Below are 17,013 nucleotides of genomic sequence, written 5' to 3'. Positions count from 1 at the left end.
CTGCTAGGGGAAGGGGACGTGCACAGTCACGCGTTCGCGGAGTTGCTCGCTGATCAGCCACAGCTCGCCGGTGGCCGGCCAGTACGACAGGTTCTCGGTGTTCTTCGGCGCCTTGGTCCAGACCGTTGTCGACTCCCCGCCGACGCCGCGATGCAGGCAGCTCGGGTAGTCGATCCCGTCTCCGATGTTCCCGGCGTACTCCGGGCACACGCCGGTGATCACGAAGTTGTTGTCGTACGACGTCGCGCCCTGCATCCCCCAGACCGGCGAGTTGAAGGCCTCGACCGCGTGGACAACGCCGTCCGATCCCGCCCGCGGCAGCCCGGCCGCCTCGTCGAGCGGCCAGCGCACGATCCGCCCGCCGCCGCGCTCGGTGTGCTCCACCGCCACGAACGAGCCGCTCCCGGCGTGATCGATGCCTAGCGACGCGAAGCACGGCTTCGTCCCGATCGAGTTCGCGCAACCGCCGCCGGCGTACCAGTAGGCGCCGACCTGCGGCAGGGCGAACGCGTGCCACAGCGCGTGGTACTTGCCGTCGGCCCCTAATCCGACCTCGCCGGTGCTGGTGTCCGTCCGCCAGATGTGCCGCAGGTCGAAGACCCGCAGCACCGATCCGCCGGTCGCCACGACGAGCATGTTCCCGGACCAGAACAGCCCGTGCCCGTGCCCGGCGATCGCCTGGAAGTTCCCGTCCGCCGTCGGCTCGACCAGCAGCACATGCCGGTACTTCAGCGTCGCCAGGTCCAGGAACGACACCCGGATCGCCGTGTCGTCGCTGTTGTGCCAGGTCGCGACCACGACCCGGCGCGCGCCGCCGGCCGGTTGCGCGTCGCCCGATCCGCTCACGCCCTGCGGGATCCACACGTTCTCGTCGTCGTCCTCGCCGTCCTGCCAGCAGAAGCCCTGCGGGTTGAGCGACGCGTTCAGGTACGTCGAATGGCACAAGGACCGGCCGGTGCGGTTGGACGCGGCGAGCACCTCGGTGACGCCGACCGGTGCGAGCTGCGGCTTGGTCTCCAGTTGCGCGACGCGGGCGCCGTACGTCGCGAACGTGTCGCCGGAGACGAGCTGGAATCCGCTCGCGTCGATGCGTGGGAACGTCGCCGCCGCGTGCGCCGGCACCGGGACGAGCACGCCGATCAGGAGGGCGGCCGTCAAGAATAAACGGCTGATCCGCATGTCTTCGATAATGATTGACAAGTCGCGGACTGTCCTGGCGGACGGCGTGGCGTTGACATCGCCTGGTGTGCGGACCACGGTGGAGGGATCGCGGCCCTGGGGAGGTGCCGCCGCACTTGGGGGGACCATGTCTCAACCGCGCACGATCAAAGCCACACCGAAGAAGACAGCCGCCAAGCGGACGCCCGCACGCCGCCGCGCCGCCACCAAGACCACGTCGGCGAAGGGTACGTCGGCGAAGGGCACGTCGGCGACGGGCACGGCCGCGGAGGTGAAAACCTCGGGCGGCAAGGGAGCTGCGGCGAAGCCGGCCTCGGCCGCGGCCGCCGCCGTGCCGCTCGCCACCTTCCTCGGTTCCGCGGGCAGTCTGACGCTCGAGCAGCGCCGGCTGCTGGTGGATCAGGCGCTTCTGCTGCTGAGCGAGAACTACGTCCACCTGCCGCTGAAGGTCGCGATGCACGCCGTGAACCCGTTGCAGCGGCTGCGCGTGCTGCGCGCCCGGATGGCGCGGCAGACGCCGGCGACGATGGGGGAGGAGTGGCTGTTCCATCGCGAGATGTCGAGCGTCTTCCACTCGGTCCGCGACCTGCACACCAACTACCTGCTGCCGGTTCCGTTCGCCGGGAAGGTCGCGTTCCTGCCGTTCATGATCGAGAAGTGCTACGACGCGGCGGGTGCCGAGCACTACCTGATCACCCGGACCGTCACCGGTTACCAGGCGCCGCAGTTCGGCCCCGGCGCCGAGGTCACGCACTGGAACGGTACGCCGATCGCGCGCGCCGTCGCGCTCAACGGCGCTGTCTTCGCCGGGAGCAACGACGCCGCCAACCTCGCCCGTGGACTGGAGTCGCTGACCCTGCGGCCGCTCGTCATCCAGGCGCCACCGGACGAGGACTGGGTGCGGCTGACCTACATCGGCCTCGACGGTTCGGACCAGGAGCTGCGCGAGGAGTGGAAGGTCGCCACCAACCTGCCGCCGATGACCGACCTGGACGCGATCAGCGAGGTGTCGGCGTCGATGGGTCTCGACCTCGACTCCGACGAGAAGTCCCGCGCGAAGAAGGCGCTGTACGTCCGCGAGGTGGTCGAGCTCGAACGCGGCCGGAGCTCGGCCGAGCTGGCCGCCCCGGCGGCGGTGGCCGGCGCGGATCTGCCGACCACGATGCCCGGTGTGTTCCGGGCCCGCGAGGTGGTCACGCCGTCCGGCACCTTCGGGCAGGTGCGGATCTTCACGTTCAGCGTGCAGGATCCGGTGGCGTTCCGCGACGAGTTCGTCCGGCTGGCCGCGGCGCTCCCGCAGAACGGCCTGATCGTGGACGTCCGGGACAACGGCGGCGGGCACATCTTCGCCAGCGAGTTCACCCTGCAGACGATGACGCCGCGGCGGATCGCGCCGGAGCCGGTGCAGTTCGTCAGCTCGCCGCTCAACCTGCGGATCTGCCGCCGGCACAAGGACAACCCGGCCGGGATCGACCTCGGTCCGTGGTTCGAGTCGCTCGACCTGGCGATCGAGACCGGCGCGCAGTTCTCGGCGGCGAGCCCGATCACGCCCGAGAGCGGCGCGAACGACATCGGGCAGACCTACCTCGGGCCGGTCGTGCTGATCACCGACGCCCGGGTCTACTCGGCCACCGACATCTTTGCGGCCGGGTTCGCCGACCACGAGATCGGCACCATCCTCGGCGTCGACGACAACACCGGCGCCGGCGGGGCGAACGTCTGGACGCACGGCCTGCTCGCCACGCTGCTGAACGAACCGCCGCCGCCCGACGAGACGTCGCCGTACGTCGCGCTGCCGAACGGCGCGAACCTGCGGGTCGCGATCCGGCGCACCCTGCGGGTCGGCAAGCTCGCCGGAACGCCGGTCGAGGACCTCGGCGTCAAGCCGCAGGAGACCCACCGGATGACCCGGGCCGACCTGCTCGAGGGCAACGTCGACCTGCTGAACCGGGCCGGTGAGCTGCTCGCCGCGCAGCCGGTGCGCCGGCTGGACCTGACCACCTCGTTCAGCGGAACGACGCTCACCGTCGCGATCGATGCCCAGGGCATCGACCGGGTCGACCTGTACGTCGACGACCGGCCGATCAGCTCCGAGGACCTGACCGGCCCGGTGAGCATCGACATCCTCGAGGTGACGTCCGGCCAGCTGCTCCGCGCGGACGGCTACGACGCCGGCAAGCTCGTCGCCTCCCGCCGACGGACCGTCTAGGAGGCGGACGCCCACCACTCACCAACTTCGCGCCAACGGCGCCCCGCCCGCCTGGACGAGCGTGGCGCAGCCCGCTTCGGGCGGGTTGGTGAGTGGTGGGCGTCCGCTAGGTTCGACGTATGCCGACTCTCCGCCTGACCGCCGAGGAAGAAGCGATGCTCGGCGGCCGGGACGGGGAGGGTGTCGCGCTCGCGATGCGGGTGCTCGTCGGACAGGCGCGGATCTCGGACGCGCGGCGGCTGGTCGCGATCACATCGGCGCACGTCGACTCCTGCTTGTACCACGGCCAGGTCAGTCTGGACTTCGCGCAGCGCCTCGTCGAGCTGGGCGCACGCGTGCGCGTGCCGACCACGCTGAATGTCGGCTCGACGGACCTCATCCACCCGGAGCTGGTCCGCGACCAGGCGCTGGCGTCGGCCGGGCGGGAGCTGATGGCGGCGTACGCCGAGCTCGGGTGCACGCCGACGTTCACCTGCGCGCCGTACCAGCTCCCCGGCCGGCCCGGGCTCGGGGAACACGTCGCGTGGGCGGAGTCGAACGCGATCGTGTTCGCGAACTCGGTGCTCGGCGCGCGCACGGACCGGTACGGCGACTTCCTGGACATCTGCGCGGCGATCACCGGCCGCGCGCCGTACGCCGGGTTGCAGACCCCCGAGGCGCGACGGGGGACCGTGGTGTTCGATTGCCGCCCGCTGGGTGAGTTCACCGAGCTGACCTATCCGCTGCTGGGGCACCACATCGGATCGACGGTCGGAGCCGGAATCCCTGTGCTGGTAGGGATTCCGCCGAATGTGCGTGAGGACGACCTGAAGGCGCTCGGTGCGGCGGCCGCGTCGGCCGGGGGAGTCGCGTTGTTCCACGCCGTCGGGATCACGCCCGAGGCGCCGTCGTCGGTCGACGGCCTGCCCGTGCGTGTGGTCGACGTGGAGACACTGCGGCGGGTCCAGCGGGAGTTGTCGGCGGACATCGCGGAGCTGGACGCGGTGAGCGTGGGTACGCCGCACGCGTCGTACGCCGAGTGCGTCCGCCTTGCCGGTCTCGTCGTCGGCCCGCCGTTGACATTGCCGTTGTACCTGTCGACCGCCCGCGCGACCCGAGACCGGCTGGCCGAGGACGGCGTACTGCAGGTGCTCGAGGCCGCGGGCGTGACCGTCGTCGTGGACACCTGCACGTACGTCACCGCGATCCTATCGCCCGGCTGGAAGAACGTGATGACGAACTCGGGCAAGTGGGCGCACTACGCGCCCGGCAACATCAACGTCTCCGCGATCCTCGGCTCGCTCGCCGAATGCGTGGCCTCGGCGCGCGCCGGACGGGTGGTGCTCGACGCATGATCGTGCACGGCCGAACCCTCCACCCCGGCAGCGCGACGGGCCTGCCGATCCGCCTCACCGCACCGCTGTCCTTCTGGGGCGGCACGGACGGCCAGGGGCGCATCGTCGACGCTCATCACCCGCAGTGCGGCGCCGTCCTCACCGGCCGGATCCTGCTGATGGAATCCGGCCGCGGCTCCAGCTCCGCGTCGAGCGTGCTGGCCGAGCAGATCCGCGCCCGGACGGCGCCCGCGGCGATCGTCCTGTCCCGCGCGGACACGATCATCCCGCTCGGCGCACTCGTCGCCGCCGAGCTGTACCACCTCGACCTGCCCGTCGTCGTCGCGCCGTACGACGCCGTTCCCGACGACGTTCTAGTGCGGGTGTCCGCCACCTCGGGCGAGGCTGCGATCTCGTGGTGATCCCATCAGTACGGCGGTGGCGGCGAACAGGACCGCGCACGCGGTGAGCGCGAGGGTGAGCGTGGTGAGCCGGGCGATCGCGGAGACGGCGACACCGCAGACGATCTCGCCCAGGTACTCGAGCTGGGCCAGGAACGAATGTGTCGTCGCGCGGACGTCCGCGGTCGCGCGGGCGTTGACCCAGATCGTGCTGATCACGCGGGTGAGCGGCGTGACGATGCCGTTCAGCAGGACGACCGCGGCCGCGCCCGAGACCGGATCGCGGGCGAACGCGAACAGCAGCATCGCGACTACCCCGGCGAGCGCGGCGAGGGCGTAGTCGGTCGCGGCCTGCTCGCCGGTGATCCTTCGGGCGACCAGTCGGAGGACGACGGCGCCTACGACCAGACCGAGGACGCCGAGAGCGGTGAACCAGACGATCGGGTCCGGCCGGATCGGCAGGCCCAGCTCGAGAAGCTGCTTCTGGGTGAGGCGGCCGGCGGCGTCGGAGGCGCCGTTCACGAGGAACGTGGCCGCGAAGATCAGCAGGAGCGCCCGGCTGCGCCGGACCAGCGTGACGCCACGGCGGAACGTGCCCCAGGACGCCGACCACCGGGCGCTCCGGGTCGGGACGAAGTTGTGCTCGGTGAAGCGGACCCCGACGTACAGGCCGAGCGACGTCATGGCGACGCCGGCGATCACGATCGTCAGGTCGCGCCGGGTCGCCCAGGCGAGCGCGCCGAGCAGGACCAGTCCGGTCGCGGCGCCGGTCAACTGGGCGCGGGCGGCGCGGGTCAGGACGAGGTTGATCTCCTCGGGCCGGTCCAGCTCGTCGGTGACGAGTGCGACGTCCGAGCCACTCGCGAACGTCCACGAGACGCCCCACAGCACCTGCGTCGCGAGCAGCGCCGGGAACGAGTCGGACAAGCCAGTCGCGAGCATCGCCGTACCCATCAGCACCTGGGAGATCACCAGCGACCACTTGCGGCTGATCGTGTCGGCGAACACTCCGGCCGGAACTTCGAGGACGAGCGCGAACGCACTCTGCACGGACCCGATCAGCACCAGCTGAGCGGGAGAGAGCCCGGCGTCGACGACCAGGTAAACGCTGGTGACCAGCCACCACCCGTTGTGCAGGACCGCCCGCATCCAGGTCCACCGGACGAAGACGTCGACCATGCGCCGATCCTTCCGCGCGTGGCCCGCCGCCCGCCAACGGATTTCTCCGGCGGTGTGAGTTGGTTCATATTGTTCGTAACTATCAGGAGCTTGCGATAGTTTGAAATGGTGCCGGGGATCACAGTGGAAAACGAATGACCGTTCTTGATTTGCGCGTGGACTCGGGCGCAGGGTGGAAGTTCGGAGAACGAGCGTTCGGTTTGATGTGGGGGTCGGCATGGCGCAGGTGACTCTGGAGCGGGTCGGGCAACCGGCACTGCCGGATCTGGACCAGCAGCGCGGCGGCCTGTGGCGGATCCTGCGGGAGATCGGACTGCTCGCCGTCCTCTTCGGGGTCTACAACCTCGGCCGGTTCCTGTCGGCGGAGCATGCGGGCTCGGCCTTCCGGCACGCGCACGAGCTGATCGGCTGGGAGGCCAGGCTCGGCCTCCCGAGCGAGGCGTCGATCCAGCACCACGCGCTGGCGATCGACGGCCTCGCCCGGGTCGCGAACGTGTTCTACGCGAGCGTGCACTTCCCACTGACCGCGGCAGTGCTGCTCTGGCTGATGATCCGCCGCCCGGCCGCGTACGGGAAGGCGCGCTGGGCGCTCGCGTCGCTGACCGGGCTGGCGTTGATCGGGCACATGTTCTTCCCGCTCGCCCCGCCGCGGATGATGCCGGGCTGGGTGGACACGGGTGTCCTGCTCGGTCAGTCGGTGTACGGACCGAGCACGGACTCCGGGGTGGCGAACCAGTTCGCCGCGATGCCGAGCTTGCATGTCGGCTGGGCGTTCCTGGTCGCGGTGGTCCTGATCCGCGCCACGCGGTCACGGTGGCGCTGGCTGTGGATCGCGCATCCGGTGCTCACCTTCACGGTCGTCGTGGTGACCGCGAACCACTACTGGCTGGACGGGTTGGTCGCGATCGCGCTCGCCGTCCCGCTGCTCCTGATCTTCGACAGCTCCTCGTCGGCGCGGACGAGGAAGGGCGCGCGGTCGACCACCGATCGGGCCGTCGCCGCGCCGATGTCGAACCAGAGTCCGATCAGCTCGAGCCGTCCTTGATCCTCGGCCCGGCGGACACAGTCGAAGCTGCGCAGGTTCTCCAGCTGGACGGCGACGTTCGCGACCGACAGCTTGTCCGCCGGCGACAACTTCGCGCCGCCGGCCGGATCCGCGATCTCCGGCAGCGCGAGCGCCCGGCGTACGGATGGCTCCAGGTGCCGCAACCAGTTGTGCAGGCCGGACCCCTCGGGGGCGTCGGCCGCGAGCGCGGCGGCCGCGGCGCCGCAGGAGGAGTGACCGCAGACCACGATCGACTTCACCCCGAGGACGTCGACCGCGTACTCGATGGCGGCGCCCACCGAGCTGCTGTTCGATCCTTTCGGCGGCACCAGATTCCCGATGTTCCGCACGCAGAACTGGTCGCCCGGGCCGCTGGTCGTGATCATCGTCGGGACGATCCGCGAGTCCGCACAGGTGATGAACAGGTGCGCCGGCTGTTGTCCTTCGGCCGCGAGCTTCGCCAGCAGCGCCCGGATCGGGACGTCGTCGAGCTGCTCGGCGATGCCGCCGCGGTGCACCTCGACCGAGCCGCCGCGCGCGATGTGCCCCCGCCGCCAGTCCTCGATCGCCTCGTACGCCGCGTGGTCAAGGTGGTCGACCGTGAGATCGACCCGGACCGTCGCCCCGGTAGGGATCGACCGCAACGTCCGCACCAGCGACGCGACCCCGAGGAACACCAGTGCGCCGCGGATCCGGACCGTCCACACGCCGTCGTCCTCGGTGGCGGTCACGGTCGCGCGGGCCAGCCGGTACAGCACCCGCGCGAGCGCGAGCACCAGACCGAGCAGCACGCCCTCGGCCAGGCCCAGGACGCCGACGCCGACCGCGGTCACGACGTACACGAGGAGCTCGTCGTGCCGGCGCAGGGTGCGGATGTGGGCCAGCTGCACCAGCCGGAGGCCGGTGACGAGCAGGACGCCGGCCAGCGCGGCCATCGGGATCAGCTCGAGCATCGACCCCGCCGCGAGCACGAACGCCGCGATCCACAGGCCGTGCATGATCGTGGACGCGCGGGTCCGGGCGCCGGCCGCGACGTTGGTCGACGAGCGCACGATCACACCGGTCACCGGCATCCCGCCGAGGGCACCGGAGACCGCGTTCGCGGCGCCCTGGCCGATCAGTTCGCGGTCGAGGTTGCTGCGCCGGCCGCGATGAAGTTTGTCGACGGCAACGGCCGACAGCAGCGACTCCACACTGGCGACCAGCGCGACGGTCAGGACGGCGGTGACGATTTCGAGCGGCGTACCTTCGGGCATCACCGGCAGCACCAGACTCTGCAACGGGTTGTCCGGCAGGTCGACGCGGGTGACGTCGGGCATCGCGACGGCCGCGAGCGCGGTGACCGCGACGACGGCGACGAGCGGAGCCGGAATCACCTTCACTGCGGGGATTCGCGGCCAGGCGAGGACGATCGCGACCGTGAGGACGCCGGCCACGACCGAGTGTCCGTGGTGCGCGATCAGTTGCGCGGGAAGCGCGGTCACGTTGGAGACCAGCGAGCTCTGCGCCTTGCCGCCGAGCACCACGTGCAACTGCTGGACGGCGATCGTGACGCCGATCCCGGCGAGCATGCCGTGCACGACGGCGGGGGACAGCGACAGCGCCAGCCGCCCGATGCGGGTGACGCCCAGCAGGATCTGCAGCAGGCCGGCCGCGCAGGTGATGGCGGCGGTCGCGGCCCAGCCGAACTGGCCGATCAGGCCGGCGACGACCACGGTGAGACCGGCGGCGGGGCCGCTGACCTGGAGTGGGGAGCCGCCGAGCGCGCCGGCGACGACACCGCCGACGACGGCGGCCACCAGGCCGGCGATGAGTGGGGCGCCGGACGCGGCGGCGATCCCCAGGGACAGCGGTATCGCGATCAGGAAGACCACCAGCGAGGCCGGAAGGTCATGGTGGAGAATGTTCTTCCAGGACAGGCGTTCGCTGGAAGTCGGTGGGGAATGAGACGTGGTCGGCACGGGTCCTCCGGCGTCGGTGCTCAGGGCAACTGCTCGGGCATCAGGCGTCGAAACTAAGAGTGTCGATCTGGTCACTGATCGTACTGAACGAATCCGGCCCACAAAAGCGACAGCGGCGAATTTGTTGCTCAGCACATCGATGAACGAGGAGAAGTGAGTGGACCTGCAACTCTCGGGCAAGACCGCGGTGGTCACGGGTGCGAGCAAGGGCATCGGACTGGCCTGTGTCGAGGCGCTGGCGCGTGAAGGTGCGGCGGTGGTCGGCATCTCGCGGGACACCGGCAACCTGGCGAAGGCGCAAAAGGACCTCGCCGCCAGGGGCCTGAGCTTCCGGGCGGAGGCGGTCGATCTCACCGACCCCGGCGCGACGCGGGCCGCCTTCGAGCGGATCGGTGTACCGGACATCCTGGTCAACTGCGCCGGCGCCGCCCGGCGGACGCCGGTGGACGAGCTGGACAGTGCGGCGCTGCACGCGGCGATGGAGGCGAAGTACTTCACGTACATGCACGCGACCGAGGCCGTGATCCGCGGGATGGCCGAGCGCGGCAGCGGCGCGATCGTGAACATCGTCGGTCAGGGCGGCCGCGCGGCGAACCCGTTGCACATCGGCGGCGGCGCCGCCAACGCCGCACTGATGCTCGCGTCGGTCGGCTACGCGAAGGCGTACGCGGGCCAGGGCGTCCGGGTGAACGTGATCAACCCGGGGATGACCCGCACCGGCCGGGTGGACGAAGGCCTCGAGGCCGCGGTCCGGGCCACCGGCCGCCCGAAGGACGAACTGCTGGCCGAGATGACCAGCGAGATCCCGATGGGCCGCGCCGGCGAGCCCGCCGAGGTCGCCGACGTCGCCGTCTTCCTGGCTTCACCACGCGCCGGCTACGTGACCGCTTCGATCATCACCATGGACGGCGCGACCACCGCGGGCATCTGACGCCGACCGTCACCGCGTGTTCACCTTTCCGTCCGTTGGTCGCTGAGCTGGGTTCGAGAACGGCGTGATCGGGCGGTCCTGCGGTACGCCGTCGATGGTGATGTCGACGTTCTCGTTGAAGAACGCGACGTGGTTGGCGATCGGGAGCAGCGGCGCCGTCGGGAAGTCGTAGGACCAGGCCACGTCGGGGACGGACGGAGCCGACCAGTACGCCGAGGTGCGGCCCTTGTACGGGCACGCGGTGACCGTGTCGGACGGGGTCAGGTGCTCGAAGTGCACCGCCGTCCGCGGGAAGTAGTACCGCGGCGGCAGCCCGGTCTCGAACACGATCACCGCAGCGCTCGACTCGGCGACGACCTGGTCGTCGGCGGCTACCTGGATGCGCCTCGTCGACTTGACCGCGTCGACTCGCGCGTACGGGTTTCTCGGATGGACGAAGACTTCCTCGTCTTCTTCGAACCAGCTGTCCAGCGCGTCCCATTGGAACCGGACGCGGTCCTTCGCGACACCGTCGTCGTACACCCAGGCACGTCCGGATCCGGCGCTGTGCACCCGCGCCACACCGTGCGTGAACTCCTTCGTCTCGCCGGTGTCGGTCAGGACGCCGGCAGCGACGTCCGCGACCGGGACGTAGTACTGCGGGTACGGCGGGAACTCCCACAGGTAGATCGCGTCGGTCGTGTCGAGGACGACGCGGTCGTCGAGCATCGCGCGGATCCGCCGCGGAACCGGCGCGGTGCCGCCGGGCGGGACCAGAGGTTCGGGGTAGGCGCTCATGGTTCCAGTAAAGCTTGTGCGGCCGGGGCCGGTGGTCGCAGCATTGAGGTCGTACGGCGAGCCAGGGGGAGGGATCGTGGGGGACCTGAGTCGGCGCTCGGCACGTGAGGTGCTGGACGACCATCTGAACATCGCGAACAACTGGGTGGGGATCCCGTCGTTCGAGGACGTGCTGGCGGAGGATCTGCGCCGGAACGTGTCCGAGGACATCGTGATTCTGATGAGCCGCGGCACGTTCCGCGGCCATGCCGGCGTCCGGGAGCTGGCGCTGATGCTGGCCGGTGAGCTGCCCGAGCACAAGGCGTTCGACTACACCTACGTCGCCGTCGACGGCCGGATGGGGCTGCTCGAGTGGGCCTACCAGGACTCGCAGGTCCAGGTCCGCGACGGCGTCGACTCGTACCTGATCGAGAACGGGAAGATCGTCGCCCAGACGATCCGGTACACGGTCGAGCCGCGCTGAGTACAAGCGCGGGGCCGGCCCTGGTGGTGCCGGCCCCGCGGATCTGGACGACTAGACCGTGATCCAGTCGATGTCGGCGATGTAGCCGTTCGGGTTGCTGACCTTGATCGAGTTCGCTCCGGCAGTGAGCGTCATCGGGAGGTAGGTGACCTGCGGCGTGCCCCAGTCGTTGTCGCCGAGGCCGTGGTAGTTCACCCAGTAGCTGTCGGTGCCGTTGACCGTCAGCATGCTCTGCCGGCTGGTGTCGCCGTCGGTGTAGGCGATCTTCACCAGGTACGTGCCGGTGGCCGGCACGGTGATCCCGTTCAGCGTCACCGTCGACGAGTAGCCGATGTTGCCGATCTTCGAACCGCCCGAGCATGCCGTGCACCCGGAGACACCCGCGTCGCCGGTCAAGGTACTGGTCGGGGCCTCTGCCTCGTACCGCACCGGCCCGCCCGACGCCGAGGTCGACAGGGCGATCGGCGCACTCGCCCCTGATGTCGCGTTGCCTCGCACACCCGTCACCGTGAAGGTGTACGGCGTTTGCGGAAGCAGCCCGGACACGACCGCGCTCGTACCCGACGCGGTCGCCACCTGCTTGCCGTTGGCAAACACCCGGTACGACGTGGCGCCGGCGCTCGGCCGCCACGCGAGGGAGATGGTGGTGCGGCTGACGTCGGTCGCGGTCACGTCCGCCGGTTTACCGACGGCGCCCAGGTTGTTCGGCGTGATCTTGTAGAGCGTCGACCCGTGCGCCGGCAGGTTCGCGCTGACCGAACCGGTGACGTTGCGGGTGTTCTGACCGGCCCAGATGTCACGAACCGTCGCCTTGCCGGTGATGCCGAGCCGGCCGAAGTCGCCGGTCACGGTCGCGGGGGCGTCGGCCAGGTTGAACAGGGCCACCGTCGTACTGCCGTCGGCGTTCTGCGCGTACCAGACCTGCTGCAGCTGGTCCTGGTCGAGCGGGCGCGCCGGGTTGCCGGACTGGTTGATCGCGATGACCTCGCGGTTCGTCAGCAGCTTCAGGCCGTACGCGTCCAGCTTGGTCAGGTCGTCACCGGCGAACAGCGGTGCCGAGTTGATCGCCCAGAACGTCATGTACGACTGGCGTTCCGCGTCGGTCAGGCCGTCCATCGCGCCGACGCCGACGTTGATCGCGTCCAGGTTGTTCCAGTGCCCCGGTCCGGCGTCGTCGATCCACTGCGCGACGTCCCACCAGCGGGCCTTCACCGAGCTGTCCCACTTCACGATCGTGTCGCAGTAGCACTCGACGTCGGTGTCGACCCGCCAGCCGTTCGAGTTCCGCTTCCATACGTCGGCGTACCGGTGGCTGAGCGACCAGGACAGCGTGTACATCATCGGCCGGCCGGCGTTCTGCACCGCGCGCCACCAGGCCTCGACGTCCTCGGTGTTGTTGTGGTTCGGGTCGTCCGGCGCACCCTTCCAGGAGCCGGGGCCGACGCCGTCCATCTTGATGAAGTCCACACCCCAGGACGCGAACAACTTCGCGATCGAGTCGGCGTACTTCTGCGCGCACGGGCTCGCGTAGTCGATCTTGTACGCCGCGTCCCAGCCGTTGGTGGTCCGCAGGTCCGGATAGACGATGTCGCGGGTGAAGCAGCCGGGCGCATCGTAGATCGGGGTGTTGCCGTCGCGGTACACGTCCTTGCCGAGACCGACGACGGTGTAGATGCCGAACTTCAGCCCGAGCTTGTGGATGTCGTCGCCGACGGCCTTCATACCGCGCGGGAACCGCTTGAGGTTGGCGACCGGGCGGCCGTACTCGTCGCCGCCGTCCTGCCAGCCGGCGTCGACGTTGATGTACTCGTAGCCGTACGGCTTGAGCTTGGTCGCCAGGGCGTTCGCCTGGGCGAGGATGTTCTTCTCGCTGATGAAGCTGCCGGGGCCGTCGGGGTTGACGCCCGGATAGTTGGTCGACTGCAGACTCCAGCTGCTCCAGCCCATGTAGGGCTTCGCGGCGATCTGCGGGTAGGTCGGCTGCTGCTCCTGGATCGCGTCGGCGGGGGCGGTGGGGGCTGCTGTCAAGGTTGCTGTCGACACCAGGGCGACGGCAGCCAGGACTGTTGCGGTGCGGCGTCTCAAGGACATGTGAACGTCCTCCGGGGGAGGCGTGAGCGGACGCCGTCGAGCCTAGGTCGGCTTAATTTACGCAGTCAAGTATTGAGGCTCTGTCATTTCCTGTCACTTCCTGTGACAGGACTGCCATGGAACCTTGATCAACTTCGCTCCGCGGCCGCGTCGTCGTACCAGCAACAGGCCGGATCGTGAGGATGCCGGCCGCAGCAGGAGGGGGTTCCGTCATCGTGAACGCAAGGAAACTCGGCCGGACGGCGGTCGCCGCGGCCGGGGCCACCGGACTGGTCGCGCTCGCGGCCGCCGGTGCGTCGGCGTCATCAGAATCATCAGCAGACCGGCCGCCGGTGAAACTGGTTGCCGGAAGCACCAACGTCACACTGGAGAGCGTCGAGGACTACGGCGTGGATCTCGACCTCGGCACCCACCTGGTGGCCGGGAACGCGCCGGTCGAGGTGCGCGCGACGCGGGCGTCGTACAGCTCGCCGGTCGTGGCGACGCAGTACGTGCACGGCAGGCCAGTCCGGAAGTTGCCGAAGGGTCTCGTCACGGACTTCTCCGGTCTCGGGAAGTTCCTGCACGTCACGCTGACGGACGCCGCGGGCAAGAAGGTGCTCGACAAGGACCAGGGGATCTGCCTGAACGGCGACGGCTCGCGGACCCGTCCGGACGCGCCGGCGACCTCGCCGTACCCGGACAGCTGTACGGCGAACCCGTTCACGCAGGGCGCCGTGTGGGGACTGCAGACCGGCTGGTCCGCGCGGACGTACGGCGGCGGCGATCCGGTACAGCTTGCCCTCGGCAAGTACAAGGCGACGATCACCGTGAACAAGGCGTACCGGGACTTCTTCAAGATCCCCGCCAAGGAGTCGGCGGTGACCTTGAACGTGACGGTGCGGAAGTCCGAGGGGTCGGCGGCCAAGCAGGCAATCGCGGGCCGGGCGGCACCGAAACCGAACGCGACGCGTCCGGCCGGCCGGGCGAGTGTGCCGCACGGACCGAAGCCGGACCTGCGGGCGGTGCCGGCCTGGGGGATCCAGGTCGCGACCGGCGACGAGGGGACGCCGGACGCGAACAAGGACTTCCTGCAGTTCTCCGCGACCGTGTGGAACGCGGGCCCGTCGCCGCTGGTGCTGGACGGCTTCCGCCGGCAGGGCAAGGACCTGATGGACGCGTACCAGTACTTCTACAACGCGCAGGGCAAGCAGGTCGGGTACCAGAACACCGGCACGATGGAATGGGACGGCCGCGACGGCCACACCCACTGGCACTTCACCGACTTCGCGCGCTACAGCCTGCTGAACGCCAAGCAGACCGAGGTCGTGCGCAGTCAGAAGGAGGCGTTCTGTCTCGCCGCGACGGACTCCATCGACTACACGGTGAAGAACGCGAACTGGCACCCGGACAACACCGACCTGCACACCGCGTGCGGCGACCACGGCTCGCTGTCGGTCCGTGAGGTGCTGGACGTCGGCTCCGGCGACACCTACGAGCAGACCCTGCCGGGGCAGTCCTTCGACATCACCAACCTGGCGAACGGCACGTACTACGTCCAGGTGACCGCCAACCCGGAACACCGCCTGTTCGAGTCGAGCACGAAGAACAACGTCGCGCTGCGCCAGGTGGTCCTCGGCGGCACCAAGCACCACCGCACCGTCAAGGTGCTCCCGGTCGGCGTCATCACCGCTCCCTGATGCCGCCGTTGCCGGCCCGCCCGCCGGCAAGTTCGCGCCCCCGGCCACGATCCAGCCGGGGGCGCGAGCAGTCCCAGCTAGCATGCACAAGGTGCGACGGGGACTGGTGCTCGGTGTGGCCGTGACCGTGCTGGCGGCGGGATGCACGTCGGCGGCTCCGGCCTCCCATCCGGCACCGACAACAGGCGGGCCGACGCGTATGACGCCGTCGGCGGCGCCTCGACCTGTCGGTCGTGCGAGGGTGGTCGCGGAGAACGCCAAGCGGGGTACGACGGCCTGGCGGATGGACCCGAGGCGGATCGCCGGACCGATGGAACTCGCCGGCTTCGCGGATCACGTCAGCGTCCGCAGTGGGCAGCCGTTCCGGCTGTTCGTGACGTCGGCCGCGGGCGCCTTCACCGTGCGCGCGTTCCGGATCGGCTGGTACGGCGGAACCGGAGCCCGACTGGTGTGGGCATCGCCGGCCGTTCCGGGGCGCCCTCAGCCCGCACCTGTCGTCCGGCAGTCCGACCACCTGGTCAGCACCACGTGGAAACCGTCGTTGACCGTGCCGACGACGGGCTGGCCGGCCGGAGCGTACCTCCTCATGCTCACTGCGGCGAGCGGCAAGCAGAAGTACGTCCCGATCACGGTTCGCTCGGACTCGACGCGCGGAGCGGTCGTCATCGTCAACGCCGTGAACACGTACGAGGCCTACAACGAGTGGGGCGGCTACTCGCTCTACAACGGCCCCGACAAGTCCTTGGCCTCGCGCGCGCACCGGGTCACGTTCGACCGGCCGTACGACGGCAACGGCGCGCGGACCCTCGTACAGTCCGAGTTGCCGTTGATCCAGTTGGCCGAGCGCAGCGGCGTACGGCTGGCGTACCTGACCAGTGTCGACGTGGCGACCAACCCGGCAGCGCTGACCGGCGCGCGGGGAATCGTGTCGCCCGGGCACGACGAGTACTGGACGGTCGCGATGCGCGATGCGGTCACCAAGGCCCGGGACGCGGGGACGAACGTCGCGTTCCTCGGTGCGAACGCGGTGTACTGGCGGGTGCGCTACGAGCCCGGCCCGCTCGGCGCGAACCGGATACTGGTCGGCTACAAGGACGCGGCCCTCGACCCGCTGCGGAATCGGCCGGACACGACCGCGAAGTGGCGGAGCAGGCCGGATCCGCGCCCCGAGAACTCGCTCACCGGCATGCTCTACGAATGCTTCCCGGCGGTCGGACGGTTCACCGTCCGCAACCCGGGCTTCTTCCTGTATGCCGGCACGGGCGCAACCAAGGGATCGACGTACCCGGGCCTCGTGGCGACCGAGGTGGACCGGGCCTACCCGATACCAGGAACACCCGCGAACCTCCAGGTCGTCGCACACTCGCCGGTGTCCTGCGGCCCGTCGGTCCACACCTTCTCCGACGCGATCTACTACACCGTGCCGTCGGGCGCCGGCGTGGTCGATGTCGGCACCATGAACTGGGTGCCGTCGCTGCGCGGCCCGAACTCCAAGCACGGGCTGGACGAAAGAGGTGTCGCGTTCGCGCGCAAGCTGACGCTGAACCTGATCGTGGCCATGGCCGCCGGGCCACTAGGCCGGGCTCACCCCGCTCAGGCGGATCTGAACACCCTCGGCGCCTCGTCGTCGACCTCCACCGGCACCGGCGGCTCCGTCGGCTGACCGCCAGCTTTGAGCACCGGCCAACCAGGCGGATTCAGCCGGTGGTTGCAACACCGGTGGTTGGGTAGGGGGTTGAGAGTAGCTGGTTGAGGGTTTCGGCGGGGGTTTGGTAGTTGAGGGTT

Annotated in this window: 12 protein-coding genes and 1 pseudogene; 8 read left to right on the top strand and 5 right to left on the bottom strand. The window is 69.8% G+C overall.

Annotated elements, in window-relative coordinates; all coding sequences use genetic code 11:
* Positions 1-3: 3 nt before the first annotated feature.
* A complete protein-coding gene (locus ACWEOO_RS18240; RefSeq protein ID WP_452143969.1) occupies positions 4-1,179 on the bottom strand; it encodes a hypothetical protein in 1,176 nt (391 codons plus the stop codon).
* A gap of 127 nt (positions 1,180-1,306) precedes the next feature.
* On the opposite strand from ACWEOO_RS18240, the gene ACWEOO_RS18235 reads away from it, so the two are divergent.
* From ACWEOO_RS18235 to ACWEOO_RS18225, 3 genes are all read left to right on the top strand, one after another.
* The gene (locus tag ACWEOO_RS18235; RefSeq protein ID WP_452143968.1) at positions 1,307-3,388 is read left to right on the top strand and encodes a S41 family peptidase; all 2,082 of its coding nucleotides are present in this window, start codon (positions 1,307-1,309) and stop codon (positions 3,386-3,388) included.
* A 119-nt stretch (positions 3,389-3,507) separates the two neighbouring features.
* Positions 3,508-4,722: an aconitase X gene (locus ACWEOO_RS18230; RefSeq protein ID WP_452143967.1), complete on the top strand. Its 1,215-nt coding sequence runs from the start codon at positions 3,508-3,510 to the stop codon at positions 4,720-4,722.
* Positions 4,719-5,123, top strand: coding sequence for an aconitase X swivel domain-containing protein (locus tag ACWEOO_RS18225; RefSeq protein WP_452143966.1), 405 nt, complete (start codon positions 4,719-4,721; stop codon positions 5,121-5,123). Before ACWEOO_RS18230 ends, ACWEOO_RS18225 begins: the two co-directional genes overlap by 4 nt.
* Here the strand turns inward: ACWEOO_RS18225 and ACWEOO_RS18220 are convergent.
* Positions 5,076-6,281, bottom strand: a complete 1,206-nt coding sequence (locus ACWEOO_RS18220) for an MFS transporter (RefSeq protein WP_452143965.1) — start codon at positions 6,279-6,281, stop codon at positions 5,076-5,078. The genes ACWEOO_RS18225 and ACWEOO_RS18220 overlap by 48 nt on opposite strands.
* A gap of 217 nt (positions 6,282-6,498) precedes the next feature.
* Here ACWEOO_RS18220 and ACWEOO_RS18215 point away from each other — a divergent pair, with 217 nt between their 5' ends.
* A complete protein-coding gene (locus ACWEOO_RS18215; RefSeq protein WP_452143964.1) occupies positions 6,499-7,326 on the top strand; it encodes a phosphatase PAP2 family protein in 828 nt (275 codons plus the stop codon).
* Positions 7,327-7,340: 14 nt separating this feature from the next.
* Here ACWEOO_RS18215 and ACWEOO_RS18210 read toward each other — a convergent pair.
* Positions 7,341-9,500, bottom strand: a pseudogene (locus ACWEOO_RS18210) (bifunctional SulP family inorganic anion transporter/carbonic anhydrase); the annotation flags it as partial.
* On the opposite strand from ACWEOO_RS18210, the gene ACWEOO_RS18205 reads away from it, so the two are divergent.
* On the top strand, positions 9,445-10,218 hold the full coding sequence (locus tag ACWEOO_RS18205; protein WP_452143963.1) for an SDR family NAD(P)-dependent oxidoreductase: 774 nt from the start codon (positions 9,445-9,447) through the stop codon (positions 10,216-10,218). The pseudogene ACWEOO_RS18210 and the gene ACWEOO_RS18205 overlap by 56 nt on opposite strands.
* A gap of 9 nt (positions 10,219-10,227) precedes the next feature.
* Here ACWEOO_RS18205 and ACWEOO_RS18200 read toward each other — a convergent pair whose 3' ends face one another.
* Positions 10,228-10,995: a DUF427 domain-containing protein gene (locus ACWEOO_RS18200; RefSeq protein WP_452143962.1), complete on the bottom strand. Its 768-nt coding sequence runs from the start codon at positions 10,993-10,995 to the stop codon at positions 10,228-10,230.
* A 76-nt stretch (positions 10,996-11,071) separates the two neighbouring features.
* Here ACWEOO_RS18200 and ACWEOO_RS18195 point away from each other — a divergent pair, with 76 nt between their 5' ends.
* Entirely contained in the window at positions 11,072-11,458 is a 387-nt protein-coding gene (locus ACWEOO_RS18195) for a nuclear transport factor 2 family protein (protein ID WP_355688801.1), read from the top strand.
* Positions 11,459-11,509: 51 nt separating this feature from the next.
* Here the strand turns inward: ACWEOO_RS18195 and ACWEOO_RS18190 are convergent, their stop codons facing one another.
* Positions 11,510-13,549, bottom strand: coding sequence for a fibronectin type III domain-containing protein (locus tag ACWEOO_RS18190; RefSeq protein WP_452143961.1), 2,040 nt, complete (start codon positions 13,547-13,549; stop codon positions 11,510-11,512).
* Between the two features lie 215 nt (positions 13,550-13,764).
* Between ACWEOO_RS18190 and ACWEOO_RS18185 the strand changes: the two genes are divergently transcribed.
* Positions 13,765-15,228, top strand: a complete 1,464-nt coding sequence (locus ACWEOO_RS18185) for a lysyl oxidase family protein (RefSeq protein WP_452143960.1) — start codon at positions 13,765-13,767, stop codon at positions 15,226-15,228.
* Positions 15,229-15,319: 91 nt separating this feature from the next.
* On the top strand, positions 15,320-16,891 hold the full coding sequence (locus tag ACWEOO_RS18180; RefSeq protein ID WP_452143959.1) for a N,N-dimethylformamidase beta subunit family domain-containing protein: 1,572 nt from the start codon (positions 15,320-15,322) through the stop codon (positions 16,889-16,891).
* The last annotated feature ends 122 nt before the right edge of the window (positions 16,892-17,013 follow it).

The organism is Kribbella sp. NPDC004138, from assembly GCF_053603655.1.
The sequence above is the reverse complement of the archived record's forward strand: the minus strand, read 5'-3'. Positions and strand labels throughout refer to the sequence as shown.

Bases quoted from the DNA above. Each gene is read 5' to 3' on its own strand.
- ACWEOO_RS18240 (WP_452143969.1), bottom strand. From the start codon at position 1,179: ATGCGGATCAGCCGTTTATTCTTGACGGCCGCCCTCCTGATCGGCGTG.
- ACWEOO_RS18235 (WP_452143968.1), top strand. From the start codon at position 1,307: ATGTCTCAACCGCGCACGATCAAAGCCACACCGAAGAAGACAGCCGCC.
- ACWEOO_RS18230 (WP_452143967.1), top strand. From the start codon at position 3,508: ATGCCGACTCTCCGCCTGACCGCCGAGGAAGAAGCGATGCTCGGCGGC.
- ACWEOO_RS18225 (WP_452143966.1), top strand. From the start codon at position 4,719: ATGATCGTGCACGGCCGAACCCTCCACCCCGGCAGCGCGACGGGCCTG.
- ACWEOO_RS18220 (WP_452143965.1), bottom strand. From the start codon at position 6,281: ATGGTCGACGTCTTCGTCCGGTGGACCTGGATGCGGGCGGTCCTGCAC.
- ACWEOO_RS18215 (WP_452143964.1), top strand. From the start codon at position 6,499: ATGGCGCAGGTGACTCTGGAGCGGGTCGGGCAACCGGCACTGCCGGAT.
- ACWEOO_RS18200 (WP_452143962.1), bottom strand. From the start codon at position 10,995: ATGAGCGCCTACCCCGAACCTCTGGTCCCGCCCGGCGGCACCGCGCCG.
- ACWEOO_RS18190 (WP_452143961.1), bottom strand. From the start codon at position 13,549: ATGTCCTTGAGACGCCGCACCGCAACAGTCCTGGCTGCCGTCGCCCTG.